The sequence below is a fragment of the Sphingomonas sp. MS122 genome, from assembly GCF_049532975.1.
Classification (GTDB): Bacteria; Pseudomonadota; Alphaproteobacteria; order Sphingomonadales; family Sphingomonadaceae; genus Sphingomonas.
The window spans coordinates 1,307,769-1,332,280 of record NZ_CP186695.1 but is presented as its reverse complement, the minus strand read 5'-3'; the positions used below and the strand labels follow the sequence as shown (position 1 = coordinate 1,332,280).

Annotated in this window: 26 protein-coding genes; 17 read left to right on the top strand and 9 right to left on the bottom strand. The window is 65.8% G+C overall.

From position 1 onward, the window contains the following. Positions 1–15: 15 nt before the first annotated feature. From ACO227_RS06350 to ACO227_RS06310, 9 genes are all read right to left on the bottom strand, one after another. Positions 16–1,608, bottom strand: a complete 1,593-nt coding sequence (locus tag ACO227_RS06350) for a recombinase family protein (RefSeq protein WP_423606186.1) — start codon at positions 1,606–1,608, stop codon at positions 16–18. Positions 1,609–1,749: 141 nt separating this feature from the next. Further along, on the bottom strand, positions 1,750–2,157 hold the full coding sequence (locus ACO227_RS06345) for a hypothetical protein (RefSeq protein ID WP_423606185.1): 408 nt from the start codon (positions 2,155–2,157) through the stop codon (positions 1,750–1,752). Continuing rightward, positions 2,154–2,771, bottom strand: a complete 618-nt coding sequence (locus ACO227_RS06340; protein ID WP_423606183.1) for a hypothetical protein — start codon at positions 2,769–2,771, stop codon at positions 2,154–2,156. The genes ACO227_RS06345 and ACO227_RS06340 overlap by 4 nt, the downstream gene beginning before the upstream one ends. Further along, a complete protein-coding gene (locus ACO227_RS06335; RefSeq protein WP_423606181.1) occupies positions 2,768–4,003 on the bottom strand; it encodes a phosphoadenosine phosphosulfate reductase family protein in 1,236 nt (411 codons plus the stop codon). Before ACO227_RS06335 ends, ACO227_RS06340 begins: the two co-directional genes overlap by 4 nt. Beyond that, positions 4,000–5,757 carry a DNA cytosine methyltransferase gene (locus ACO227_RS06330; protein WP_423606179.1) on the bottom strand — a complete coding sequence of 586 codons (1,758 nt, stop codon included), beginning with the start codon at positions 5,755–5,757 and terminating at the stop codon, positions 4,000–4,002. Before ACO227_RS06330 ends, ACO227_RS06335 begins: the two co-directional genes overlap by 4 nt. Then, positions 5,757–5,909: a hypothetical protein gene (locus tag ACO227_RS06325; protein ID WP_423606178.1), complete on the bottom strand. Its 153-nt coding sequence runs from the start codon at positions 5,907–5,909 to the stop codon at positions 5,757–5,759. Before ACO227_RS06325 ends, ACO227_RS06330 begins: the two co-directional genes overlap by 1 nt. A gap of 53 nt (positions 5,910–5,962) precedes the next feature. Then, on the bottom strand, positions 5,963–6,085 hold the full coding sequence (locus tag ACO227_RS06320) for a hypothetical protein (RefSeq protein ID WP_423606177.1): 123 nt from the start codon (positions 6,083–6,085) through the stop codon (positions 5,963–5,965). Continuing rightward, entirely contained in the window at positions 6,082–6,558 is a 477-nt protein-coding gene (locus tag ACO227_RS06315; protein ID WP_423606175.1) for a hypothetical protein, read from the bottom strand. Before ACO227_RS06315 ends, ACO227_RS06320 begins: the two co-directional genes overlap by 4 nt. Positions 6,559–6,643: 85 nt before the next feature. After that, positions 6,644–7,369, bottom strand: a complete 726-nt coding sequence (locus tag ACO227_RS06310; protein ID WP_423606173.1) for a hypothetical protein — start codon at positions 7,367–7,369, stop codon at positions 6,644–6,646. A 102-nt stretch (positions 7,370–7,471) separates the two neighbouring features. Between ACO227_RS06310 and ACO227_RS06305 the strand changes: the two genes are divergently transcribed. The 17 genes from ACO227_RS06305 (at position 7,472) to ACO227_RS06225 (ending at position 24,446) form a co-directional block, all read left to right on the top strand. After that, a complete protein-coding gene (locus ACO227_RS06305; RefSeq protein WP_423606171.1) occupies positions 7,472–7,789 on the top strand; it encodes a hypothetical protein in 318 nt (105 codons plus the stop codon). Further along, complete coding sequence (locus ACO227_RS06300; RefSeq protein ID WP_423606170.1) at positions 7,786–8,277, top strand: phage regulatory CII family protein; 492 nt, start codon at positions 7,786–7,788, stop codon at positions 8,275–8,277. The genes ACO227_RS06305 and ACO227_RS06300 overlap by 4 nt, the downstream gene beginning before the upstream one ends. Further along, positions 8,277–8,573 (top strand): hypothetical protein, encoded by a 297-nt coding sequence (locus ACO227_RS06295; RefSeq protein ID WP_423606168.1) that lies wholly within the window; start codon positions 8,277–8,279, stop codon positions 8,571–8,573. The genes ACO227_RS06300 and ACO227_RS06295 overlap by 1 nt, the downstream gene beginning before the upstream one ends. Before the next feature lies 1 nt (position 8,574). After that, complete coding sequence (locus tag ACO227_RS06290; RefSeq protein ID WP_423606166.1) at positions 8,575–9,087, top strand: hypothetical protein; 513 nt, start codon at positions 8,575–8,577, stop codon at positions 9,085–9,087. A 166-nt stretch (positions 9,088–9,253) separates the two neighbouring features. Further along, entirely contained in the window at positions 9,254–9,523 is a 270-nt protein-coding gene (locus ACO227_RS06285; RefSeq protein WP_423606164.1) for a hypothetical protein, read from the top strand. After that, positions 9,516–9,707, top strand: a complete 192-nt coding sequence (locus ACO227_RS06280; RefSeq protein WP_423606162.1) for a conjugal transfer protein TraR — start codon at positions 9,516–9,518, stop codon at positions 9,705–9,707. Before ACO227_RS06285 ends, ACO227_RS06280 begins: the two co-directional genes overlap by 8 nt. Beyond that, positions 9,707–10,273 (top strand): hypothetical protein, encoded by a 567-nt coding sequence (locus ACO227_RS06275; protein ID WP_423606161.1) that lies wholly within the window; start codon positions 9,707–9,709, stop codon positions 10,271–10,273. Before ACO227_RS06280 ends, ACO227_RS06275 begins: the two co-directional genes overlap by 1 nt. After that, complete coding sequence (locus ACO227_RS06270; protein WP_423606160.1) at positions 10,270–10,740, top strand: ASCH domain-containing protein; 471 nt, start codon at positions 10,270–10,272, stop codon at positions 10,738–10,740. Before ACO227_RS06275 ends, ACO227_RS06270 begins: the two co-directional genes overlap by 4 nt. Then, on the top strand, positions 10,737–13,430 hold the full coding sequence (locus tag ACO227_RS06265) for a DNA methyltransferase (RefSeq protein WP_423606158.1): 2,694 nt from the start codon (positions 10,737–10,739) through the stop codon (positions 13,428–13,430). The genes ACO227_RS06270 and ACO227_RS06265 overlap by 4 nt, the downstream gene beginning before the upstream one ends. After that, the gene (locus ACO227_RS06260) at positions 13,427–13,831 is read left to right on the top strand and encodes a hypothetical protein (RefSeq protein WP_423606157.1); all 405 of its coding nucleotides are present in this window, start codon (positions 13,427–13,429) and stop codon (positions 13,829–13,831) included. Before ACO227_RS06265 ends, ACO227_RS06260 begins: the two co-directional genes overlap by 4 nt. A gap of 108 nt (positions 13,832–13,939) precedes the next feature. Beyond that, a complete protein-coding gene (locus ACO227_RS06255) occupies positions 13,940–17,014 on the top strand; it encodes a phage/plasmid primase, P4 family (RefSeq protein WP_423606155.1) in 3,075 nt (1,024 codons plus the stop codon). A gap of 207 nt (positions 17,015–17,221) precedes the next feature. Then, a complete protein-coding gene (locus ACO227_RS06250) occupies positions 17,222–17,701 on the top strand; it encodes a hypothetical protein (protein WP_423606154.1) in 480 nt (159 codons plus the stop codon). Positions 17,702–18,109: 408 nt separating this feature from the next. After that, a complete protein-coding gene (locus ACO227_RS06245; protein ID WP_423606152.1) occupies positions 18,110–19,009 on the top strand; it encodes a P27 family phage terminase small subunit in 900 nt (299 codons plus the stop codon). Between the two features lies 1 nt (position 19,010). Next, on the top strand, positions 19,011–20,741 hold the full coding sequence (locus ACO227_RS06240) for a terminase large subunit (protein WP_423606150.1): 1,731 nt from the start codon (positions 19,011–19,013) through the stop codon (positions 20,739–20,741). Next, complete coding sequence (locus ACO227_RS06235; RefSeq protein ID WP_423606148.1) at positions 20,741–22,012, top strand: phage portal protein; 1,272 nt, start codon at positions 20,741–20,743, stop codon at positions 22,010–22,012. The genes ACO227_RS06240 and ACO227_RS06235 overlap by 1 nt, the downstream gene beginning before the upstream one ends. Further along, entirely contained in the window at positions 22,009–22,926 is a 918-nt protein-coding gene (locus tag ACO227_RS06230; protein WP_423606146.1) for a S49 family peptidase, read from the top strand. Before ACO227_RS06235 ends, ACO227_RS06230 begins: the two co-directional genes overlap by 4 nt. Before the next feature lie 110 nt (positions 22,927–23,036). Next, positions 23,037–24,446: a phage major capsid protein gene (locus tag ACO227_RS06225; RefSeq protein ID WP_423606144.1), complete on the top strand. Its 1,410-nt coding sequence runs from the start codon at positions 23,037–23,039 to the stop codon at positions 24,444–24,446. Positions 24,447–24,512: the final 66 nt, after the last annotated feature.

Below are 24,512 nucleotides of genomic sequence, written 5' to 3'. Positions count from 1 at the left end.
AACGGGAACTATTTATTATCCTGCCTTCCGCCGCAGCGCTTGCGGTGGCGCTTCGCCGGTGGCGAGGCGGAGGGCTTCGTCTATGCGCGGCTCGACCGTGATCAGGGCGCCGCGCCCGGCTGGGTTGGGTGACAGCACAACGCGGTGGATTAGCGCGCGGAATCGGGGGACGGCCTCAAGGCTCGCTTCCGGTGAGGCGAGCGCTTCCTCCAGCGCCGCCATCTCGCGGCGATATTTCTCGCGCACGCCCGGCAAGAGCGGGATCAGCTCGACGGCTTCGATCTGGTCGAGCTGGCGTTCGATATCGGCTCGCTCGGTCCGCAGCGTGGCCAGCAGCGCCACGATCTCTGACACATCGCCGGCGCCGTTCGCGATCGCGTCGGCAAGCCGCTCGATCTTGCGTGTGATCTCGCCGCGCTTCCGCTCCAGCTTCAACTGTTCGCGGCGCTGCGACGACAGCCGCTCCTTTCGTGCTTCGCGATACTCCGCCTCATATTCGTCGAAAGCATCGGGGTGCATCAGGTCGTTGGTCAGTGCATCCAGCAGCGCCGCCATGTAGCGCTTCGTCTCGACCGTGTGCCCGTTGGTGCAGGCACCGCCCTTGCTGCGCTTGGCGCAGGACCATTGGTCGCGGCCCGCGCGTGTATAGGGTGAACTGCATTCGCTGCAGACGCCCAGCCCTGAAAGCCAATGTCTTGGCCGTCGCTGGGCGTGCGCCGGGCCGATCGAGCGCCGCGCGATTTCCGCCTGGACGGCATCCCACACCTCTTGCTCGACGATCCGCAGCTCCGGAACCTGCTTCGTCCGCCATTCTTCCTTCGCGAGCGGCCGATAGCTGACCTTACGCGTTCGTGGGTTCTCCACGCTCACCGTCCGGCCCACCACCAGCTCGCCGATATAGGCGCGGTTGCGAAGGATACCGTTTCCGAATTTCGGGTTGCCGTAGATGGTCGGTGCCATCCAGTAGTTGCCGCGCGGCCCTGCGATACCGTCGAGGTTCAGCCCCTTGGCGATGGCGAATGCGCTTCGGCCCGCTGCGGCTTCACGGAAGATGCGGCGCACCACCTCTGCCTGATCGTCGTCGATCTCGCGCAGGCCGCGAATGACCTCACCGCGCTCGGTCAGGCGGTTCGCCTGCCTGTAGCCATAGGCGATGCCCGCGGGCACGCGGCCCTGATCGACGGAGGTCCGCTGACCGCGCCTGATGTTGTGGGCCAGCGCCCGCCGCTGTTCGGCATCGACGGCGGCTTCGATCGATGCCGTAATGCCTTCGATCACGCCCTTCTGGAGCGTGAACAGGCGACAGCCGACGAACTTCAGGTCCTCGCGTATCTCGATCGAGTCGCGCTCGTTGCGGGCGATGCGGCTGGTCGTGTCGCAAAGCACCTGGTCGATGCCGCCAGCCATGACCCGCTGCATCATGGCGTAGAAGCCGGGGCGGGCTTCCTCGGTTATGCCCTTGTTGCCGCTGATCGCCGCGTCGTGGAACTCGCCGATGATCGTCCAGCCTTCGCGCGCGCAGCGCGCGCGGCAATCCGCGAGCTGGCCTTCGATCGAACGGCTGTCCTGAAATTTACTTGAGTAACGGGCGTAGATGACCGTCTGCACCCACTGGTTCCTTTCCGGGAATCGACCCGCCGCGAAGGGCGGCATAGTCACGCGCCTCGTTGGCGCGTGCAAGGGCTCGCACGAAAGCGAGTGCTTCCGGGCTGGGGGGCGACCGATCGCGAGAGGCGGCGCGGCTGGCCATCAGCCGAGCGGATCGAACCCGATCGCGAGGCGGCGGCGCATGTATTCGGGCCATTCCATGCGGCCGGCTGCGCGATCCTCGTCACGCCAGCGCTGTGTCAGGAAATGCTGGTTGCGAGCGGCTGCGCGGCCCGCCTCGCGATCCTCCGGCTTGCCGCGGGTGCCGTTACGCGTGATGCTGGCGACCATGGACAGCGGTGCGAGGACGCGACCGCGCACGGTCGCCCGGTTGTTCCATGCCGTGTTGTGGGTCGTGGTGCAGAACAGCTGATTGCGCACCTTGGGCTCAAACAGCTTGCCACACTCAGGGCAGGGGCGCGGCGCCCAACCGCCCTCCTGCTGACCGGGCAGGCGATTGTGGCCCTTCCCAGAGCAGCCTTGTAACAAGGGGGGGCTATCGTCGGTCACAGAAGTTTCCCGGCGGGTTGGGCGCCAACGCGCTGGGCACGCGGCGGGAGCGGCGCGGGGGCGGCGTTGGCCTTGGCCTCCCGCTGGCGGTCGAAATGCTGCTCGATATGGAATGCGAACAGGATCGCGGGCATGTGTCCGCCGTGCCGCGCCGGTTCGAACCAGCTGGCGAGCGCGGCGATCTTCAGCGCGCGCTGTTCAAGCGCGGGGTTGTCGCGGTTCGCAAGCGCCTTGGTCCGCGCGTTCTGGAACATGCTCGCCAGATCGGCGCGCACCTCCCACCACCCGGCGCCTTCGGCGCCTTGCGTTTCGAACCAGGTCTTGTCCGCGTCGCCCGGATCGCGCTGCTCGGCGACCGCGCGCATGGTTTCCGCGACGGCGCGAGCGCAGCGTTCGCGCTGGCGCGCCTGATCGGGCGTGAAGTGTCCGCGCTCGACGGCGCGGGCGTCGTTGGCGACCCGGTCCGCAAGCAGCTTCTCCGCAGCGGCGGCGAGTTCGTCGCGCGCATATTCGCGGCGAAGGCCGCGATGGTTGATGATGACCTTTTCGTCGAAGATCGGGTGCGGCGTCACCAGCGCTGGGCCACCGGTGGGCCATGCGGTCAACTCGGTCATGTGCCCACCAGATCGCGAAACAGGATCGGCTGCACCGAACCGTCCTGATAGACGCTGTCGAGCCACGCATCGGCGCTCGGCTCGCTGCCATCCCATTTCTCGGGCCAAGTCTTGTCGGCGATCAATTGGCGGATGCGCGCCTCTTCCTCGCCGTTGAGGATATCGACGCCAGGTCGGCCGAACTGCTCAGCTGCGGCGTTAACCCTTGCCTGGATCGCCAGCACCTTTTCGAGCGCGGCCGATCGCCGTGCCAGTTTGATCGGACCCATTCGCTGGGGGTTCTTCGCGAGGGAACCATCCTTGAGGCGTTCGGGGCCAGCCTTGCGGATGCGCTGAGCGGGCTTGCGCAGCCAGCGATAGAGCGGTTTCAACTCGGCGAGCGGCGCCAGGTGAGACCATCCGGGCATTGCGATGATGGTTTCGAGCGCGGTGTCCTTCTGCGCCAGCGGACAGCCGATGCATCCGGTGCGCGCATTGATCTCCTCCGCGTCGTCGCCGCCATATGCGTCGGCGAGGATCGAGGTTGGCCATCCGCCGAACTCGGGCTGCGGCGCGTAGACCTTCAACCAGTCCCACACGATGCAGACGCGCCAGTGAAGGATCGGGGCAAGGGTTGCCACGCGCCCGCGGATGCCCTTCGCCTCGGGCAGAACCTGCTGATACCAGCCCTGCCCGCATTCGGCGCCATCCTTGGAGCATGACATGGCGATGCGGCCGTCACGCTGGGCGCTCTCGCCTTCCCGCACGCCGGTAATCATCAACGCTGTGCCGGGCAGCGCTGCGATAGCCGCCCCAAGCGCCGCAGCCATCGGCTCGACCTTGATTTGACGGGTGCACCAGCGAAGCGTGTTGTTGTTCGGCGGCGGGACGCCACGGCCGAGCATGTAGACCATGAACCGCTTGTCGAGCGGTGCATGCACGACGATGACCCTGATCCAGTTGCGCTCTCGCAACTTCGCCATGATCAGTTCTGCAGCCGCCTGGATCGGTGGCAGCTCTTGCCTGGTGTCGGCGTAGAAGACGTACAGGCATTCCGGCTGCGGTAAGTGTCCAGCGTCGATCAGATGGATCAGCAGCGTCAGGGTTGCGGTACTGTCCTTCCCGCCCGACCACGCGATGGCCACATGCTGATGCAGCGGCCAGTAGGCGCGGAGCGAGGCGAGGGTGAGATCGACAGCCTCCTCGTGAACCATCCGAACGCCCTGGGCGAAGAGGTTGTCAATCGCGGTCATGCCGCCAGCCTCCGTTCGTCAATGCCGGGCTGGTTGGCGGCGACCAGTGCGCGCGCGACCGGGGGGCAGACGCTGTTGCCGATGGCGCTGATTTGTTCTGCGATGGTGAGCCGCCGCTCGACCCACTTACCGCGCAGGAATTTCCGCACCACGGGATCGAGAATGTAGTCGTCGGGGAAGCCCTGCGCGCGCGCCAGCTCGCGCGGCTTCAGCATGCGCAAGCCGATATCGACGATGACATAGGTGACCGCGTCGATCGTGACGGTGACGACCGCGAAGCGCGCCTTGGTGGTGACGGTGTCGATCGGCCGGTCGACCGGCTGGATTTGCGCGATCTCGCTCTCGCCGTCGGTGCCGTAGTATTTGATCAGGAAGGCTGCGGTGCGGACGGCGCGGGCCATCATGTCCGGCGGGAGCGCGCCTTCTTCGATCAGTGTCGTTTCGACGATCCGCTGTGTGCAGCCCTTGCCGACGATCGTGCTGAGCGGCTTGCGTGGCGTGTGACCGACCATGCCGGTGTTCGCCTGCTCGATATGGGCGGCAACGACGGCGTGATGCTGGCCGCTGGCGCGCGCGGTGCGCAGGGGCTGTTCGGGATCGCCGCCGCTCGCTGCCTTATCGCTCCCGTAGAAGCTGGACAGGAAAGCGGTAACCGCCGCGTGCTTGCACGCGCCGGCGACATTCGTGCCGAGCGGCTTGTCCAAGTGCGGCACGCGCGGCGCCTGGCCGGGACGTTCGCCGTAGCCAGTCTGCACCAGCGTCGCCGCGACGATGCCGTTCGTGTCCTTCTTCGAAGCGGCGACGGTGTGAAGAGGATCGTTGGCGGGGCGGTTGGCGCCGCCGTGCTGGCCATAACTGACGAACGGGGCGAGAGTGACGTCGGACGCCGCCAGCTCGCCACGATGCGCGCCGGTGATCGTGCGGAACGGATCCTCGATATCGTGGACGCGGACGCTGCCCTGATGCGTCAGCGGGACGATGAAAGGCCGCTGCGCAAGGACGACATAGCGCATGACGCCGTGGGCAATGCGGCGCTTGGTCGCCTCGGCAAGTTCGCGGTCGCGATCGAAGATCGAGGGGCAATGGATCGTCCAGTCGATGCACTCGGCCGCGGTGCGATAGGGCAGCAGCTCGCCGCGCATGACGCGGTTGTCGTTGGCGGGGGCGTGCGAGGCCTTGGGCCATACGATCGGCTGCTTGTCGCGGCGCATGACCATGTAGAGGCGCTTGCGCGACGTCGGCGCGCCATAGTCGCAGGCGCGCAGACACTTCCAGTCAACGCGGTAGCCGAGCCGACGAATCTGCCGGACGAACTTCTTGAACTCGCGCCCCTTCTGATCGGGTAGCGGGACGCCGTTGCCGTCGAGCGGGGCGGCGTATTCGAACTCTTCGACGTTCTCGAGGTACGCGACCGCGGGCCGGGTTTCGTCGAGCCACCACACGACTTCCCAGCAAAGCGCACGGATCGAGCGATCCTTGACCGGCCCGCCCTTCGCCTTGCTGTATTCCTTGCAATCGGGCGAGAACCACGCACCTGCGACCTTCTGGCCCCGAGTGGCGTTGCGCGGAAGAAAAGGGAGCCGGATATCGGTGCAGTGATGCTCCGTTGTCGGGTGGTTCGCCTTGTGGATCGCGATCGCTGTCGGGTTGTGGTTGATGGCGATATCGACGTCGCGGCCGATCGCCTGGGCGATGCCGGTGCTGGCGCCGCCGCCGCCGGCGAAGCCGTCGATGAAAAGACCTTCGGCGCGCATCAGCGAACGGCCCTTTCCTGTTCGCCCAGCTGGGCGGCATCGTCGAAATCGGAGCGGTCGCCGGTGAGTGCCGCGATCTGTCGCGCGGTGACTTCGGGCGGGGTGCGCTGGCGCTGGCGTCCGCATGGGAAGCAGCGGTCGGAGCCGGGCATGCGGGCGCGCTTGCAGCCCTTGTTGCCGCATCGGCCGGTGAGAGGGGCGCGGCTCACAGCTCTGTCGCCCAAACGATTACGCCCGCGATGAACAGGCAAAGGATCGCGAGCGAGATCGTGCAGGCGACGGCGATGCTGATCGCGAGGGCGAGCGGCGGCGTGGGACCGCGCGTCACGGGCGCCACCCGAGGGCGATGCAGACCACCGAGGCGATCGTCGCCGCGATCAGGAATTTGCCGCTACGCGATGGCGCGTAGATCAGATCGCGCAGGCGTGGCCCTGCACGTTCCCGATCATTGGCCTCGTGGACTTCGCGCCACCTTGCGCTGATCGGGTCGACGGGCGCGGCTTGCCACACCCGCACGGCGCCGGTGCCGTCGGGATTGTGCATCATCATCGGCTGGAAGCCATAGTCGGTGAGCGCGCGGGCAATACGCCGCTGCAGCATCGGCGTGGCGAGCAGGCCCATGCGGGCGATGATCTGGCCGGTGGTTAGCGGCTCACCGGCGTTGAGCGCAGCCAGCACATGGGGGAACGGGAGAAGCGGATCATCCTCCGGCGGCTCGGCCTGATCCGATGCCGACGCGAGCAACATGCGCGGCCAGCGGCCGAGCGATCCGGTGTGCAGGTTCTGAGGATGAACGCCCATTTCGGCCTCCGAGTGGTTCGGAGGCCGTGGTTAGTGTTGGCGGATGCCAACAGTCAAGAGGAATGTTGGCAAAAGCTGAAAAGCTTCAGAACGCCACGAGTTCGTGCCATGGGATGATGCGGTGAATGTGCTTTACCCGCTCACGCTCGACGCGGAAGCGCGCTGGCGGGTTGAACTGCTCAAGCTCGTAGTGGGTGGCGGTCACCTTGTTGAGGCGCTTCGCGAGCACGACGTGCACACGCTCGCCTTCGGTCTCGTCAGGGCGCCGCAGCTGGACTACGACGTAGCTGCCGACAGATGGTGCGCGGCGCGGATCGACGTAAGCGATCTCGCCAGCCTCGTACCTTGGCTCCAGCGATCCGCCGACGAAATAGATCGCATAGATATCGCGGCGGTTGTCCAATGAGGCGGGACGCCGGACATAGTCGACCACCTCCCCCATATCCATTTCCATCGTCTCTATCGCTACAGGCTCGCCGTCGGTCGTAAACTCGATATCTGCACACTGCGCGGTGCCGACGACGGGAATGTCACGAGGCCGATCCTGCCCGCGAAACGCCTGATACGGCGCGCGCACAGCATCGGTCGAAGGCTCCTTCTCGGTCTGCCGCGCGCCAGCTTCGAACTCTGCCTGCGTGACGCCGATTGCGTCTAGAAGCTTCTGGATGGTGTCCCATGAGGCATTCCCGCGGCGCTTGATATCCTGCAATGCGCTGCGGCTCAGCCCGGCGCGAACCGTCCAGGCATTCACGGACAGGCTCACCGGCTTCACGGCCATGAGCCTATCGAAGAGGGAAAGCGGGTCGCTCATCAGTTGTAGGCAATAGCTGACAGGCACTGATTTTGCGCTGTTAGCCTTTGCCAACATTTTTCGCTTGCATTGTTGGCGGACGCCAACATATCAAGCCGATCCATGGACATTCCAACGCCCGAAGAGCTTGTCGCGAAGATCGAGGCATTCATCGCCCGCCACGATATGGCGGAGACGAGGTTCGGCCGAGACGCGGTGAGCGACCCGAATCTGCTTTCCGATCTCCGCGCCGGAAAGCGCCTTCCCGGCCTGAACAAACTCAATCGCATCGCGGACTTCATCCGCACGAAGGATGCTGACGCTGGTTTCATTGGTGATGTTCCCCTTGCCGGTGGCGCTGATAGCGATGGGGCAAGTGACCAGTCGCCCGATATTTCCGCCGATCGTATCGGATCGGCAACAAGCCGGGTGGCGGCATGACCGAGGCGCGAGAGATTTCGCTGTCGGTTCCTGACCAAGGGCTGAAGAAAGCCAGTGCCGCACTGATCCGCGCATTCGGCGGGCAGGTTGCGGTCGGAGAGACCTTCGGGCGGGCACAGTCGCGCTACAGCGATGCGGGCTCGCGCAGCACCGGCGTGTTTCTGACGGTGCGGGAAGTTGCGGAGCTGGAGGATCAGACCGCCGGCGCCGCCGGACACCCGATCGTTACGCGCACGCTCGCGAAGCGACAGGGCTTCGAATTGGTGAGCCTGCCTGACGCCCTGCCCGCCGCGGGAGACCTGCTGCAACTCGCCGCCAAGGTCGCAAAAGAGGGTGGCGACGTGATCAGCGGGATCGGGGCGGCGTTGGCGGACGGCGCTTTCTGCGGACGCGACGCCGCTGCGATTGTCGGTGAGGCCGATCAACTCATTCACGCCGCGGTGACGCTGCGCGCCATCGCGCTCGCCCGCCTCGAGGGAGACATTTGATGGACAGGCTGCACCTGCCCGCGCGCGTACCGAGTGCCGGTGCGCATCGCCTGTTGTGGTGGCTGCTCGGTTCCAAGAAACCGGCGGTGCGAGCGCGGCGCCTTGCGGACGCCGCCGCCGCGCTCGGCCCGAACAAGGTCGAGCGCTTGCTGGCCGGTGACCTGGAGCCGGGCTGGGACATGGGCGCGACGCTGCGCAATGTGACCGGCGGGTATGTGACGCCCGAGGATTTCCAGCGCCGCCGCGCGCGCCGCTGGTGGTTCGACAAGCCCTTCGACTTCAGCCGGGTGAACTGACATGGCCGGGGGGGCACTTTCCCTAGCCGTGGACGCCGAGGCGCTGGACGAGTGGGCGGCGACCGCCCGACCGCGCGAGAAGGTGATCTACGCGAGCGGGCCGGAGTTTCCGCGGGGCCATCCCGCGGTGGCACTGGCGCGGCGGCTGTGTGACGCGGGCGTGATCACGCTGACCAGCGAGAGCTATCCCGGCGGACGCAACTACATCGCCATTCGCTGCGCGATCGACGTCGCGGCGCCGTCGACCGAGCGCCATGCGGCACCGGTACAGGAAGACGAGCTGGCTGATCGTGTGCTGCGCAGGCTGAAGCGTGCGGCGAACCTCGGCCTGGTCTGTCCGACCAATGCAGAGCTGGCGCGCGACTGCGGCCTGAAGGACGCGGACGCCGCCAGCTACCGGATGCGCAAGCTGATCGGAAACAAGCTGATCCGGGTCGAGGATCAGGGGCCGTTCGCGCGCCGCATCGTCACCATCATCGAAAACGGTCGAAGCACCGTAGCGGGAGCGCTGTAATGGAGAGGCGTCCACTCATTCCCCGCCGAGCGGCGGTGCATCGCGTCCCGGGTAGCTGGGAGCCGCCGGTTCCCGCCTATGTTCCGCCGCCACGGGAGACCTGTTTCCTGTGTGGCGCGACCAGCATGCATGGGTGCCAGCACCTTCGCGCGCGCGGGGTCGCCGCATGAAACGGCGCACGTTCACCGATATCGATGCGCATGCCCGCGCCCATGAACGGGTCAGCTTCAAGCGGTATGTCGACGTTCATATCCGGCGCCTGCAGGCGGCGGTGAAGCGCGGGGCGATCAGCGAGGAAGCGGCGGACGCCGCCGAGCGCCAGCTGCGCATGTTCGGCGACGACGCGCTGACCGGATTGCACATCGACGATCACAGCAACCCGAAGATCCGCGGGATCGTGCGCATGATGCTGGCGCAGGGCGGGCAGCATGGCTGACCTGGCCGACCTCGCCCAGCGCAACAGCGAAGTCTTTACCGAGGCCGCGATCCTTGCGGCGCGCGTGCCCGTCGCCGTCGGCGTGGCCGGAATCTGCAGCGACTGCGGTGATCAGACGCTGCGGCTGATCGATGGCAAGTGCGCACCGTGCCGCGAGCCGGTGCGCCTCCCAAGGAGGTATTGATGGTGCAGCTACTCAGCGAGCTGCGGGAGCCTCCCGTCGTTGGCCGGTTCTACATGGTGCCATTGGTCGAACAGTTCCCTTGGGGGAACAAGGTGCATGACTGGCCGGTTCTCGGCCCGATGCACGAGGATGCGGAGTTCTTCAACTTTCCGCGTCCGCACTACCACGTCGATGTTCGCTTCATCGGTGCCCGACTGTCGCGATGGGCGGTGAGGCAGCTTCCCTGGACGCGAGCTTCTGGAGACCTTGAATACGACTTGGCAATGACCGCCAGTGCGATGCCGCTAAATCGCACGGATATGCCATTGCCGAGCGGTCGGCCAAGGCTGCAGAAACGCCGATGCTTTCGGACCGCATATGCGTCGCCGATAGGCGACGAACTGCCAGGCCCGGTCCTCGCGATGTGCAAGAAGTACGGGGCACCCGCGCGCGCGATCTGCCTGCGCGATGGCCGGAGGCTGTGTCCTCACCGGAAGGTAGACCTTAGTCAGTTCCCGGCGGATGAGAACGGGATCGTCGTCTGTCCGATCCATGGCCTGCCCGTGCAGGTGGAGAGCCGGGCATGAGGGCGCTGTCGCTCTGGCAGCCTTGGGCGTCAGCGATCGCGCTCGGTCTGAAGGCGATCGAGACGCGGCACTGGTCGACGGGCGTCCGCGGGTTGATCGCCATCCACGCGGCGAAGCGCTGGACACCGGACGAGCGCGAGGATGCGGCCATGTTCGCCGAGCGCTTTGACGAACGTCTGCGCAACCCGCCGCTCGGGTTCATCATCGCGACCGCCGAAATTGTCGCGTGCAAGCGGACCGAAGACCTGATCGGTAAGATCAGCGCGACGGAGGAAGCCTTCGGGAACTATGGGCCGAAGCGCTTCGGCTTCATCCTCGACGATGTTCGGCCGCTTGCGGTGGCGGTGCCCTGGAGGGGCGCGCAGGGCTTCTTCGAAGTCGATGCTGACACCGTGTTCGCCGCGCAGCCGTCGCTCCCGGGTAGCTCGGTGACGCCGCCGCAGCCCGTGCAAGGATTGCTTCTATGAGGCACGCCGGCGCCCTGAAAGCGACGACGGCTGCGCAGCCGCTCGACTATCTCGACTTCGTTCGCGCGAAGATCATCACCTTGCCGCCGCTCGGCGTGCCGGTGGCGGCGAACCATGTTCATCCGGTGCTGAAGCCGCATCAGGCGGCGATCGTGCGCTGGGCGGTGGAGGGCGGGCGACGCGCGATCTTTGCCGCGTTCGGTCTGGGCAAGAGCCTGATCCAGCTGGAGATCATGCGCCAGCTCGCGCGCCAGCTGGGCGGGCGTCAGCTGATCGTCGTGCCGCTGACGGTGGTGACCGAGTTCATGCGCGATGCACAGCTGCTGGGCATGGCGCCGGTGTTCGTGCGGACATCGGCCGAGATCGCGGCACAGGGCGAGACCGGGCTGTTCCTGACCAACTATGAATCTGTCCGCGAGGGCAAGGTCGACCTGTCGCTGTTCAACGCCGCGTCGCTGGACGAGGCGAGCTGCCTGCGCGGGTTCGGCGGTACGAAGACCTTCCGCGAGTTCATGCGCCTGTTCGACGGGATGAAGTACAAGTTCGTGGCCACGGCGACGCCGAGCCCGAACGAGTATGTCGAGCTGCTGGCCTATGCCGCGTTCCTTGAGATCATGGACGTGGGACAGGCGAAGACGCGGTTCTTCAAGCGCAACAGCGAGCAGGCCGACGACCTGACCATCCATCCGCACAAGGTGGACGAGTGGTGGCTGTGGGTAAACAGCTGGGCGGCGTTCGTGCAGCGGCCGAGCGATCTGGGGTTTTCCGACGAAGGTTATGAGCTGCCCGATCTGGATGTGCGCTGGCACGAAGTGCCGAGCGATCACGCCGCCGCCGGCGAGGAAAAGGGTGGGCAAGGCCTGCTGCTCAAGAAGGAAGCGATCGGCCTGGTCGACGCGTCGCGCGAGAAGCGGGAGAGCCTGGACGCGCGCATCGCGAAGATGATGGCGCTGCGCGCCGAGGATCCGGGTGCGCACCGGCTGATCTGGCACGATCTGGAGAAAGAGCGCGAGGCGATCGAGCGCGCGGTGCCGAACGTCGTGTCGATCTATGGCGCGCAGGATTTGGGCGAGCGCGCGCGCAAGATCATCGCGTTCAGCGATGGCGAGGTGCAGGAGCTGGCGGCGAAGCCGGTGCTGGCGGGCAGCGGCTGCAATTTCCAGCGGCATTGCAGCTGGGCGATCTTCCTCGGCATCGGGTTCAAGTTCAACGATTTCATTCAGGCCATTCACCGCATCCAGCGATTCCTGCAGACGAAGCAGGTTCGCATCGACCTGATCTATTCGGAGGCCGAGCGCGCGGTGCGACGGACGCTCGAGGAAAAGTGGGCGCGGCACAAGGAAATGACCGCGCGGATGAGCGAGATCATCCGGCAATATGGGCTCGGCCTCGCCGGCGCGGCCGATGTGCTGGAGCGGACCGTGCAGGCCGATCTGGGCGAGGTTGAAGCTACTACTGCGGCGCATTGTGCCCGCGGGAGCGACGGGGAATACATCCCGGACTGGGTGGCCTATCGCGGCGATACCGTGCTGCGCACTCGCCACATGGCGAGCGACAGCGTCGGGTTGATCGTCACCAGCGTGCCGTTCGGGTCGCAGTACGAGTATTCGCCGAGCTACAACGACTTCGGCCACACCGACGATCTCGACCATTTCTTCGCGCAGATGGACTTCCTGACGCCGGAGCTGTTGCGGGTGCTGGAGCCGGGGCGGCGGCTGGCCGTGCATGTGAAGGACCGCGTCGTGCCCAGCGGCATGACGGGGCTTGGCTTCCGGACCATCGAACCCTTCCACGCGCGCTGCATCGATCATTATCGTGCGCACGGCTTCGCCTATCTCGGCATGATCACGATCGTCACCGACGTGGTGCGCGAGAATGCGGGCACCTATCGTCTCGGCTGGTCGGAGCAATGCAAGGATGCGTCCGGCATGGGCGTCGGCTTGCCCGAATATCTGCTTCTGTTCCGCAAGCCGCCGAGCGACCGGAGCAACGGCTATGCCGACGATCCCGTCGTCAAGGGAAAGCCGATGGTCGAGCTGGAAAGCGGCGAGATCGTCGAATGGGATGATCCGCGTGCGAAAGCGGCGGGCAAGTCGCGCACCTGCCACCTGGTGCCGGACAGCGGTTATTCGCGGTCGCGCTGGCAAATCGACGCGTGCAGCCTGTATCGCAGCTCCGGCAACCGCGCGCTGACCGCGGCCGATCTGGAGGGGATCGACCACAAGTCGATCTATCGCCGGTTCCGCGCGCTCAACTATGCCGCGGTCTACGACCATGAAGCGCACGTCGCGCTGACCGAGAGCGTCGAGGCGCGGCACGCGCTGCCCACCGAGTTCGCGCTGTTGCCGCCGCATAGCTGGCATCCCGATGTGTGGACCGATGTCGCCCGGATGCGGGGCGCGAACACGATGCAGAGCGAGAAGGGACGCGAGCAGCATCTGTGCCCGCTGCCCTTTGATATCGTCGATCGCGCGATCAAGAACTGGAGCAACCCCGGCGACCTGGTGTTCGACCCGTTCGGCGGGTTGATGACGGTGCCGCTGCGGGCGGTGAAGCATGGGCGCCGCGGCGCCGCGGTGGAGCTGAACCCCGACTATTTCCGGGACGGTGTCTCGCTGCTGCGCGAGCAGGATGCGGGCCGCGCGACGCCGAGCCTGTTCGATCTGCTGGATATGGAGGCGGCGGCGTGAGCGGCGATGTCATTCGGGCATTGGCCATCGCGTTGTCCGCCCGCGCTACAGCGCTGCAGGAAGAGGACGGCGAGTGGACATGGGTCGATATCGCTCGCTGTGCCTTCGATCAGCTCGTGAACACCCCCGAGACGTCAGAATGGCTTGCGGGAGTGATGATGGAAGCGGCCCACCAGCGCGCGCGTTGGGTTGCCGACCACGACGCGGGAAAGACGCCCTTCGATTGGTTCTGGCTAATCGGATACCTGTCCCAAAAGGCTGCAGGTAGTGCCGTCGCGGGCGACATCGAAAAGGCGCAGCACCACACGATCAGCACCGCTGCGGCGCTGGCGAATTGGCACCGCGCCTTGGCTGGCGTCGATCACTCCATGCGGCCCGGAATCGATCCCCCGCCCGAATAGTCGGGGAGAGCGGGCCGACATTCCCCGCTCCCAGCGCGCCCGGCGGGCCGCGTCTCCCACAAGCCCGCCAACCTGTTTCGCTTAACCCGCACTTTCCGGGGGGATTTCGTGCCGCCTTCGTCCGCCAGTTCTATCTCACCAATGGGTCAGGCGGCGCTGCAGCTGGTCCGGCGCGGCTGGCCGGTGTTCCCGTGCCGCGAGCGTGACGAGACGATCGTCAATGCCGCGAAGAAGGAAATCCACCTCAAGGCGAAGGCTCCCTACACCGGTAGCGGGCTGAAGGATGCGACGCGCGACGAACGCCGTGTCGAGGCCTGGTGGCGCCAGCATCCCGACGCGCTGATCGGCGTGCCTATGGGGGCGAACGGGTGCTTCGCGCTCGATTTCGATCCGCGCGTGGAGGATATCGTCGATCCTGAGACCGGTGAGGTCACCGGGACGCGCGAGTATACGCTCGAGGAGCTAAAGGCCGAGCTGGAACAGCAGATTGGCGTGCCGCTGCCCCCGTCGCTAACCTCACTGACCCAATCGGGCGGCGTGCATGTGTGGTATCGTCAGCCCGCCGATGGCGGCGAGCCGATCCGGAATCGGGGCAACCTGCCCGATCACGTCGATGTGCGCGGCCTGGGCGGCTATGTCATCGCGCCGCCGAGCATCACGCGCGATACAGAGGGCAACGAGATCGGCCGGTACCAGTGGTACGGCAAGCGTGGCGATTGGCGCGACGAAGCATCGGTCAAGGACGCGCCGCCGGAGCTGATCGAGATCCTGCGCGCGCCGAAACGGAAGGCTGGGCCGGAAGGCGGGAGCGATCGCGCGCCTGCGTCGCGCGCGCCGGGACCGTCGTCGGCGGCGATATCGGCCGAGGTCGACGCGGATGTTCGCAAGTACGCGCTGTCGGCGCTCGACAGCGAATGCCGCTCAATCCGCGAGGCCGGGAGCGGGCGGCGCAACGCCCAGCTGAACGCCAGCGCCTTCAATATCGCGACATTGGTCGCGGCGGGCGCACTCGACGCCGGCGTTGCGCGCGCGTCGATCGAGGCGGCGGCGCGCGACAATCCCGGCCGGGATGACTCGGCGCAGTTGGAAGCGACGATCAACAGCGGCTGGACAGCCGGAGCCGATAACCCTCGCGATCTCGCAGAGATCGCGGCCGCTTCGCGCTCCCGCAGGGAGCGCCGCCCGTCCGGCGCCAGGTCCGCCGCGCCCGCCGCGCGCCCCGCGCCGCCGCCGGCCGAAAAAAACGAACCCTTCCGGGCCGGAAGGCTGGAATGCTTGTCAGAGCAGCCGGAGGGCGTGGGCGAGCGGCTGCGCAAGCAATCGGCGGCGTGGCTGGCGCGGCGATGCGAGCATGTCGACCGCGAGAAGGACGCCGTGCTGCGCCTCGCCTTCAGCATCGGGCGGCGCGTCTCGGCCGGGCTGCTCGACGAGAATGCGGCGAAGGAGGCGCTGTGGGCGCTCTATGAAGACATCGCCGACGTGCAGCATGCCGATATCGATCGGGCGATCGACGACGGGTGCAACCGGGGCTTTGACCTGACCCCGATGCTGACGACGATGAAGTGCGCCGGCTATCCCCTGACCGATTTCGGCATCGGCGAGCGGTTCCGCGACCGCTTCGGCGAGGATTTCCGCTTCACCACGGCGAAGGGCTGGTTGGGCTGGGACAAGCGGCGGTGGCGCGTCCTCGACCAGGATGAAAAGTCGCCGCCCGCCGAGCTGATCGCCGCGGTGATGGAGACGGTGCGCGCGATACAGGATGAGGCCGCGTTCGTGCGCGATACCGGGGTGCGCTGGGAGCTGGTGAAGCAGGGGAAGGATGCCCAGCTCGACCTTGAGACGAATGACAATCCGCACGGGATGGACCGGTGGATACCCAAGGGGAAGTCGTTCGAACTGCTGTCGACGAAGATCGCGATCTTCGGCCGTCAATCGGAGACCGCGGGCAAGCCCGGCGCGATCGCGGCGCTGGCGCGGCGATGGCTGACGCTGCCGATCGAGGATTTCGACCGCGATCCGCTCGCGATCAACGTCCTCAACGGCACGCTGCGTTTTACCCGCGAGACGCAGCCCGACGGGTCCCGCGCCGCCGGCGTGACGCTGGAGCCGCATCGCCGCGACGATCTGAACACGAAGCTGGCGCCGGTCGATTATGATCCCGAGGCGGTCAGCCCGATCTATGACGGGTTCTTCGCATGGGCGCAGCCTGACGAGCCGATGCGGCGATATCTGCACCAGGTCGCGGGCTATGCCGCAAGTGGCGATACGAGCGAGCAGAAGCTGTGGTTCTGGTACGGCCTCGGCGCCAACGGCAAGTCGACCGCGATCGACCTGTGGGCGCACGTCGTCGGCGACTATAGCGGCACGATCGGGATCGAGACCTTCCTCGACCAGGGGATCAAGAAACGGGGCGAGCAGGCCTCGCCCGACCTCGCGCGCCTTGGCGGCGTTCGCCTGCTTCGCGCTTCCGAACCGGAACGGGGATCGAAGCTCAACGAGGCGCTGATCAAGGCCGCGACGGGCGGTGAGCCGATGGCGGTGCGCGCGCTGCATCGCGGGTTCTTCGACCTGCAGCCGCTGTTCAAGCTGATCATCGGGGGCAATTACAAGCCGGATATTCCGGGCACCGATGAAGGCATCTGGCGCCGCATGAAGCTGGTGCCGTGGAATGCGCATGTCGAGGACAAGGATCGCGACGAGACCCTCCCGGCCAAGCTGCGGAGCGAGGCTGCGGGCGTGTTCAACCATATCGTGCGCGGCCTGATCGATTGGCTGGCCAACGGTCTTGTCGAGCCGCAGGCGGTGAAGGAGGCGACCGCGCAGTATCGCGAGGACAGCGATCCGCTCGCCCGCTTCCTGAAGCTGTGCACCGAGATGGACCCGGAGAGCCGCATCCAATCGTCGAAGCTGCATGAGGTGTTCGTGGCCTGGTGCAAGGCCGCGGGCGAACGCGAGTGGAGCCAGAAGGGCTTCACCAAGGCGATGCTCGACAAGGGGTTCGTCAAGAAGGCGAGCGACGGGATGCAGTGGATCGGCATGCGCCTGACCAAGCAGGTGAGCGACTTCGTCGATGCCGACGGCAGGGTTCGCGATTGGGGCTCCGGTGACACCGGGGATGCGCGTGCGCCGCCGCCGACCGCTGGCGCGCCCGATGATGACTTCGATTGGGCGCCGCCGCTTTGATCGCAAATCCTTCCGGGTGGAAGGGTGGCGGAAGGATCAACGGAAGGGAGAAAGGGCGGATTTCTGCGCCCTCGGAAGGGTCGGAAGGATTTGCACGATGTTCGGCGGGTGTGCGGGCGCAGGCGCGCATGCGCGAAGCGAAATAGGCGTGGATGCTTCCAATCCTTCCAAACCTTCCATCATGGTTCCAAAATCATAGGTGTTTCAATGAGTTCTGACTTTTCAAATGCCGGAAGGGTTCGGTTCGAAGGTTCCGGCGGCGGAAGCTTCCTTACATATGACGACGTCGAGGCGCGATTGGTCGAGGCGGTGCGGTTTCATTGGCGCACGGAGAGCGGGGGCTGGCCGTTCGCGAGCGATGGGCCGTGGCATCTGATCCGCAAGGAGATGTTCGTTGACCACGATGCGGGCCGTGAGGCTGCACGGATGCCGCGGGTTCCGCTCGGCAAGGGGGAGATGGCGCGCATGCGCGAAGCGTTCGGGTGGCTGTTGCTTGTGCCCGACGACTATGACCGGCGTCTGATCGTCGAAGGTGTGAAGCTGCTCGCGAAGGGCCATAAGCGCGTGCCTTGGGCGCGGCTGTCGAAGCGCGGCATGGGGGATGCCGCCCCGGATGCGCTGCGGATGGCATATCGGCGGGCGATGGGGGCGCTCACGCAACGGGTCAATGCGAAGCGGGCTGGCTGAAACCCGCAGAAATCCGCACCCGGAACCGGGTCAAGGCGTAGAATGTCTCCGGACCCCAAATATAGTTGTTCGGCTCCGGACCTCTGATCGGCTATTGGCCTGTATGTTGAGCGCTGGCGTGTGACGCGGGTTGTTCGACGGCCTTTCAGGCATCCTCTCCTAACCCTCGCGACGGGCGGTGCGGCTTCGGTCTCGCCGCCCGTCGCGCGTTGTGGGCCATGTCGACCAAGCCTCGCACCCTACGCCCAGCAGGCCAGCCCAGTGGTGGCGCCTATGAGCGCGCGCGGGGTAGTGCGGCTGCTCGGGGCTATGACCGGCGGTGGCAGGCGGCGCGATCATCGCATCTCGCGGTGCATCCGCTGTGTGCATATTGCGAGATGGAAGGGCGAGTGACTGAGGCGACGCTGGTTGATCACCTATATCCGCATCGGCGCTATGCTGGTGTGTTCTGGCTGCGCCAGTGGTGGGTGTCGAGCTGCGCCGATTGCCATGATGGGTTCAAGCAGCGGGTCGAGCATGCGGGACGAGCGGCCATTGATGCCCTCGCCCAACGCCTTGGCCTGCCCCTATTGGGGGAGGGGGGCGTCGAAAGTTCAGAGCCGCGCGGCTGAAGACCGGCGTTCAAGTCCGTCTTTTTCGGCGCGGAATTCCCCAGAAGTTTTTTTGTTGGAGGTCAAAATGCGAGGTCGGAAACCCGACGCGCCCGGCCTCCAGCAGGCGAAGGGCAACCCCGGTCGTCGCAAGACGGCGGTGCAGAAGCGGATGGAAGAGGCCGAGCGGATCGCGGCGATGCTCGCGCAGTCGCCGGCGCAAGGCGATCCGCTCGCCCCGCCCGCGATCATCGAGCAGGGCGCCGCCGCGGCGGTCGCCGTGTGGCGCGACCTGGCGCCGCGCCTGCGCTCGACGCAACGTCTGCAGCCGCAGCATCGGCCGATGTTCGCGATGTTCTGTGTCTACTTCGCCGAGTGGACGATCGCGAACGAGGATATCAAGGCGAAGGGGCTGACCCAGCGGGTCAAGACCGTCGCCGGCGGCTTCATGGAACGGACGCGCCCAATCGTCGCGATCCGCGACCGCGCATTCGACATGGTGATGAAGCTGTCGGAGCGGTTCGGTCTGACGCCGTCGGACGAATACTCGCTGTTCCGCGAGCAGGCGGTGGCCTTTGCGGCGAACCCCGGACTGTTCGATCGCGATCATCAGGCCGCACCCGCGCCAAGCGGCGCGGAAGCCGCCCCGGCTGAAGAACAGCCGGGCTTGATCGGGGCCATGACCCGCATGGATTCGACGCCGCCGACGCTCAACTGAGATGGCTGCAACGACCGGGTCGATCGACGGCCTGCCCGAGTGGCTGGCCCGGCACGCAGATGAAGAAATCTACGAGTGGGCGCGGCTCGCTTGGAAGCGTGCGGCCGAGGTCGAGGGCGCGTGGTTCGATCATGCCAAGGCCGACCAGGTGGTCGCGCTCTGGCCCAAGGTCTTCCGGCTTACGGAGGATCGCTTCGCTGGCAAGCCGTTCAGGCTCGTGGCCTGGCAGGAGATTATCGTCCGGCTGCTGGTAGGGTGGAAGGTGCCCGTCGAGGTGCTGGACCCGGACACCGGCGCGCCGCAGATTCTGCATGTCCGGCTCTTTCGGCGGCTGCTGCTCTGGGTTCCGCGCAAGAACGGTAAGTCGGAATTCCTAGCGGCTCTGGCGCTGCTGTTCTGGGCGATCGAAGGCGTCGTCGGCGGGCAGGGGTTCGTCTTCGCCCGCGACGAGAAGCAGGCGTTCACCGTCTTCAACAAGATGAAGGCGATGGTCGCGCTCGAGCCCGAGCTGGCGCGCGAAGTGCAGACGCATAAGCGTTCGATCTATCTCAAGCCCTGCGCAGCACTGTTCGAACTGCTGTCGGGCGCAGAGGAAGGGAAGCACGGAAAGTCGCCGACCGTCATCGTCGGCGACGAAATGCACGAGTGGCGCAGCCGCACCGTCGAGACGACGCTGCGACAGGGCACCGGCGCACGATTGCAGCCGATCGAACTCTATGCCTCAACAGCGGGCCTGAAGACGAACGTCACCGGCGTGTCGCTGTGGGACGAAAGTCTCGGGATCCTTGAGGGCCGCATTTCGGACCCGACCTCGCTGGTCGTCGTGTTCGCCGCGGACGCCGAGGCGAGTTGGGACGATGAAGCGGTGTGGGCGGTGGCGAACCCGTCGCTAGGCCTCTCGCCGACCTTGCAATTCCTGCGGCGCGAGGCCGCGATCGCGAAGGACAACCCGCGCGCGCAGGCGCACTTCAAGTGTTACCATCTCAACCAGTGGGTCGACGTTGTCGTTCGCTGGCTGAACATGAAATTCTACGACGCCTGCTCGGCCGACAAGAAGGGCTGGCAGACCGCGTGGGACCGGATGAAGGGCCGGCGCTGCTATGCGGCGACGGACGTTTCGTCGACGCAGGACGTCACCGTTCTGATCCTCCTGTTTCCGCCTGAAGGCGAGGAAACGAAGTGGACGGTGGTTTGCCGGTTCTGGGTGCCCGAGGACACCATGGCTGAGCGGGTCAAGAATGACCGCGTCCCCTACGACCGATGGGTCGCCCAGGGCGCGATGGAAACCACGCCGGGCAACTTCGTCGATCAGAACTTCGTGAAGAAGGCGCTGATCGACGCGATCGAAGATTTCGAGCTGCTCGGTTGGGGCTTTGACCCGTGGAACGCTACCAAGCTCGCCACGGATCTCCAGTCCGATGGCATGGACGCCGATCTGCAGCTGGTGGTGCGGCAAGGCATCCCCTCGCTCGGCGAGCCGACAAAAGAGTTGGAGCGCATGATCTATGCCGGCGTGTTCGATCATGGCTGGCATCCGGTGTTGCGCTGGATGGCGAAAAACACCGTCGTTCGCTTCGATGAGAATCTGAACTTCGCGCCCGCAAAGAAGCGCAGCGCGGAGAAGATAGACGGGATCGCCGCAACGGTGACGGCGCTCGCGACAATGCTTTCGACCGTGGAGGAAGGTCCTTCCGTCTACGAGGGACGCGGAATTTTGGAGGTTGAAATCTGATGAAGTGGCTGACGAACTTGCTGGGGCGGTTCGGGCCATCGGACAGCCTCAACTCGCCAGGTGGCTGGCTGGTCCGCATGATCGGCGGCAAGTCGTCGAGCGGCATCACCGTCAGCGAGCATAGCGCGCTCTATCTTCCAATCGTCTACGCCTGCATTAACCGGATCGCCAATCCGATCGCGAGCTTCCCGACGCGCATATACCAGAACAAGAATGGCAAGCGGGTCGAGGTGACGGAGCATCCGATGTCGGAGCGGCTTCGACTGCGCCCCAACGACTATATGTCTGCGCGGACACTGGCGAAGGTGAACATGCTTCACTCGCTCAGCTGGGGCAACGGCTATCAGGAGATCGAGCGCAACCGGAACGGTGAAGCCGTAGGTCTCTGGCCTCTGCTCCCGGATCGCACGCGCCCGAAGAAGGTTGACGACCGGATCCTGATCGACACCACGATCGACGGTTCGAACCATAGGATCGACCACGGCAACGTTCTGCATATCATGGATCAGAGCCAGTGCGGCTATGTCGGCTTGTCGCAAGTGGCCTTGGCTCGGGAAGCGATGGCGCTGGCGCTCGCCATGGAGAAGTTCGGAGGGTCGTTCTTCGCCAACGAGGCGAAGAGCGGCGGCTTCCTGATGCACCCCGGTCGGCTCGGTCCGAACGCTGTCAACAATCTGCGGGGTCAGGACGGGAAGCCGAAGGCTGGCGAGAACCCCGCGGCGCGCCTCGAAAAGCAGGGTGGGCTCGACAACGCGCACCGCGTCAAGGTGCTCGAGGAAGGGATGAAGTTCATCTCGACCACGATCCCGCCGGAAGACGCCCAGTTCCTCGGTAGCCGGGAATTCCAGATCGCCGAAATCGCGCGCATCTACGACGTGCCGCTGATCCTCGTGCAGAGCCACGAGAAGTCGACGAGCTGGGGCACCGGTATCGAGCAGTTGATGATCGGATTTGTTCGTCAAACGATCGCGCCCTGGATCGAGGCGCGCGAGCAGGAGATGAACTGGAAGCTGTTCACGCAGAAGGAGCGCGAACAAGGGCTTTATGTGAAGTCGAGCATGCAAGCGCTTCTTCGCGGCGACATGACCGCGCGTGCTGCTTTCTACAAATCGCTGTTCGAGGTGGGCGCCCTGTCGCCCGATGAGATCGCCGAGCTGGAAGAGATGGAAGGCGTTGGCGGCAATGGGGCGAAGCGCTTCGTGCCGGTCAACTTCGTGCCCATCGACCAAGCCGGGCAGGCGCCAACGGGCGCGGGAGGAACGATCGAATGAAGTACCTTCGCATCCTGTCGGAGATGTCCACCAGCGTGTGGGCGATCGAACCCGAGAAATTCGCCGTGATGGCCGCGCTGATGGCGCGCCAGGCGAAGGGCGAGAAGTTCGACGATGCCGAGATCGAAGCGCGTATTGCTCCCGGCAAGGTCAATGCGACCGCGCGCAAGGCCGGAGCCGTCGCGGTGCTGCCCGTGCGCGGTGTGATCTCGGCGCGAATGTCGATGATGAACGACATCTCGGGCGGCACCAGCGCAGAGCAGCTGGATCGCCAGCTCGCCGCGCTGGTGAACGATGACGCCGTAAAGGCGATCATTCTCGACGTAGATTCTCCCGGTGGTTCCGTGGGCCTGATCGATGAATTTGCCGCCTCCATCATCGCGGCGCGCGGCATCAAGCCGATCATCGCGCAGGTCAACCCGACCTCTGCCAGCGCCGCGTACTGGATCGCGAGCTGCGCCGAGGAAGTGGTAGTGACGCCTTCCGGCTCCGTCGGCTCGATCGGCGTCTTCGCGGTGCACGAGGACATCAGCAAGGCGCTTGAGATGGAAGGTATCACACCGACCCTGATCCGCGCTGGCACGCACAAGGCCGAAGAACTGGACCTCTTTCCGCTCACGCCGGAAGCAAAGGAGGCCATTCAGGCGCGCGTCGACGCCAGCTACGCTTCCTTCGTCAATCGCGTCGCGGAAGGGCGCGGACGTTCAACCGCTGAGGTTCGCGAGGGTTTCGGGCAAGGCCGCATGGTGCTGGCAAAGGATGCGGTGAAGCTTGGAATGGCGGATCGCGTGGGAACGCTGGCCGAAACGCTTGAGCGCTTCGGTGTGGGCCGCGAGCCCTCTGCGCGTGGCGAAACGACGACGCGCCCCTTTGCGATGGAGCGCGAAAAGCGGCGCCTGGCGCTGCTCAGCTGATCAGATCGCAGCGTTGAAATTCGCCCCGTTCGAGCGCCGGCTCGAGCGGGGTTTGATCGTGTCCGGCGCAACCATGACCGAACAGGCCTGATGGCCGGGAGATAAACGATATGAGCAAGCGCTTTCTGGTGGGCGCCGCACTGGCGGCGCTCGGCCCCATGTCCGCCCTCGAGCGTCAGCAGGGCCGATATCTGCGTGGTCCCGACGGACACGGCACCCCTTCGCCGACACTCGCCGCGCTGGGAAGCCAGCGTTCGACGCTGGTCGGCGAGATGCAGGCGATTCTGGACGCGGCCGAAAAGGAAGATCGCGACCTGACCGAGGAAGAGGCCAAGACCTACGACGAGAAGAAGGATGTTCTCGCCGGCCTCGACAAGCGCATCGCGCGCCTGCAGGAAGTCGGTGCCGCGCGCGCCGCTGGCGAGCAGGTTATTCCTGCGGCGAGCCGTGGCGCGGGTCCGACCCCGCCCCCGCCGGGTCCGGGTGCAAAGCGCGAGTTCGAGAACTTCGGCGAGTTCATGGCCGCAGTTCGCTTCAACCCGAACGATCAGCGCCTCAACTTCGTCGAAGGTGTCGGCGCGGCCGAAGGCGGTCCCGAACTGCGCGGCGAGATGCGCATGGACAATGACACGCAGGGCGGCTTCATGGTTCCCGACCAGTTCCGCAGCACCATCATGCGCGTCGAGCCGCAGGATGCGCTCGTGCGACCGCGCGCGCAGGTCATTCCGGCGGGCTCGCCGCCGGATGCGGCAATCACCATTCCCGCGCTGGATCAGACCGGGACGGACGCCAACATCTATGGCGGCGTCGAAGTGGCGTGGATCGGGGAAGGCGAAGAGAAGCCGGAAACCGATGCCACGCTGCGTTCGATCAAGCTCGAGCCTCACGAGGTCGCAGGCTTCGTGACGGTGACGGACAAGCTGCTGCGCAACTGGAGCGCGGCCAGCACCTTCATCGAGAGCCTTCTGCGCGGCGCGGTGACCTCGGCCGAGGAGTATGCCTATCTGCGCGGCGATGGCGTTCACAAGCCGCTCGGCATCCTGAACGCGGGCGCGACCAAGTTCATCAACCGCACCACGGCCAACCAGGTGAAGTATCTCGACTTGGTCAACATGGTCGCCCGCATCCTGATGCGGGGTGGCGCGCCGGTGTGGTCGATGCCGCAGAGCGTCCTTCCGCAGATCGCAACGCTGAAAGACGATGCGAACAACCTGATCTGGCAGGCCAATGCCCGCGACGGTTTCGCCGGCACGCTGCTCGGCTATCCGGTGCGGTGGGACAACCGGGCACCGGCGCTCGGTTCGAAGGGCGATGTCCTTCTCGCCGACTGGTCGCACTACCTGATCAAGGACGGCTCGGGACCGTTCGTCGCGGCGAGCGAGCACGTCAAGTTCACCTCCAACAAGACGGTCATCAAGATCTTCTGGAACGTGGACGGCGCGCCGTGGCTCACCGCCCCGATCGCCGAGGAGAACGGCTACGAGGTGTCCCCGTTCGTCGGCCTCGACGTTCCCGCCTGATCTCACCTGACCTCAATCGACTGACCCCTCCCGCGGCGCGGGAGGGGCAAGAGAAGGAACTGCGCA

Coding starts and splice junctions, on each gene's coding strand:
- ACO227_RS06340 (WP_423606183.1), bottom strand. CDS start 2,771: ATGACCGAGTTGACCGCATGGCCCACCGGTGGCCCAGCGCTGGTGACG.
- ACO227_RS06335 (WP_423606181.1), bottom strand. CDS start 4,003: ATGACCGCGATTGACAACCTCTTCGCCCAGGGCGTTCGGATGGTTCAC.
- ACO227_RS06330 (WP_423606179.1), bottom strand. CDS start 5,757: ATGCGCGCCGAAGGTCTTTTCATCGACGGCTTCGCCGGCGGCGGCGGC.
- ACO227_RS06325 (WP_423606178.1), bottom strand. CDS start 5,909: ATGCCCGGCTCCGACCGCTGCTTCCCATGCGGACGCCAGCGCCAGCGC.
- ACO227_RS06315 (WP_423606175.1), bottom strand. CDS start 6,558: ATGGGCGTTCATCCTCAGAACCTGCACACCGGATCGCTCGGCCGCTGG.
- ACO227_RS06310 (WP_423606173.1), bottom strand. CDS start 7,369: ATGAGCGACCCGCTTTCCCTCTTCGATAGGCTCATGGCCGTGAAGCCG.
- ACO227_RS06305 (WP_423606171.1), top strand. CDS start 7,472: ATGGACATTCCAACGCCCGAAGAGCTTGTCGCGAAGATCGAGGCATTC.
- ACO227_RS06300 (WP_423606170.1), top strand. CDS start 7,786: ATGACCGAGGCGCGAGAGATTTCGCTGTCGGTTCCTGACCAAGGGCTG.
- ACO227_RS06295 (WP_423606168.1), top strand. CDS start 8,277: ATGGACAGGCTGCACCTGCCCGCGCGCGTACCGAGTGCCGGTGCGCAT.
- ACO227_RS06290 (WP_423606166.1), top strand. CDS start 8,575: ATGGCCGGGGGGGCACTTTCCCTAGCCGTGGACGCCGAGGCGCTGGAC.
- ACO227_RS06285 (WP_423606164.1), top strand. CDS start 9,254: ATGAAACGGCGCACGTTCACCGATATCGATGCGCATGCCCGCGCCCAT.
- ACO227_RS06280 (WP_423606162.1), top strand. CDS start 9,516: ATGGCTGACCTGGCCGACCTCGCCCAGCGCAACAGCGAAGTCTTTACC.
- ACO227_RS06275 (WP_423606161.1), top strand. CDS start 9,707: ATGGTGCAGCTACTCAGCGAGCTGCGGGAGCCTCCCGTCGTTGGCCGG.
- ACO227_RS06270 (WP_423606160.1), top strand. CDS start 10,270: ATGAGGGCGCTGTCGCTCTGGCAGCCTTGGGCGTCAGCGATCGCGCTC.
- ACO227_RS06265 (WP_423606158.1), top strand. CDS start 10,737: ATGAGGCACGCCGGCGCCCTGAAAGCGACGACGGCTGCGCAGCCGCTC.
- ACO227_RS06250 (WP_423606154.1), top strand. CDS start 17,222: ATGAGTTCTGACTTTTCAAATGCCGGAAGGGTTCGGTTCGAAGGTTCC.
- ACO227_RS06240 (WP_423606150.1), top strand. CDS start 19,011: ATGGCTGCAACGACCGGGTCGATCGACGGCCTGCCCGAGTGGCTGGCC.
- ACO227_RS06235 (WP_423606148.1), top strand. CDS start 20,741: ATGAAGTGGCTGACGAACTTGCTGGGGCGGTTCGGGCCATCGGACAGC.
- ACO227_RS06230 (WP_423606146.1), top strand. CDS start 22,009: ATGAAGTACCTTCGCATCCTGTCGGAGATGTCCACCAGCGTGTGGGCG.
- ACO227_RS06225 (WP_423606144.1), top strand. CDS start 23,037: ATGAGCAAGCGCTTTCTGGTGGGCGCCGCACTGGCGGCGCTCGGCCCC.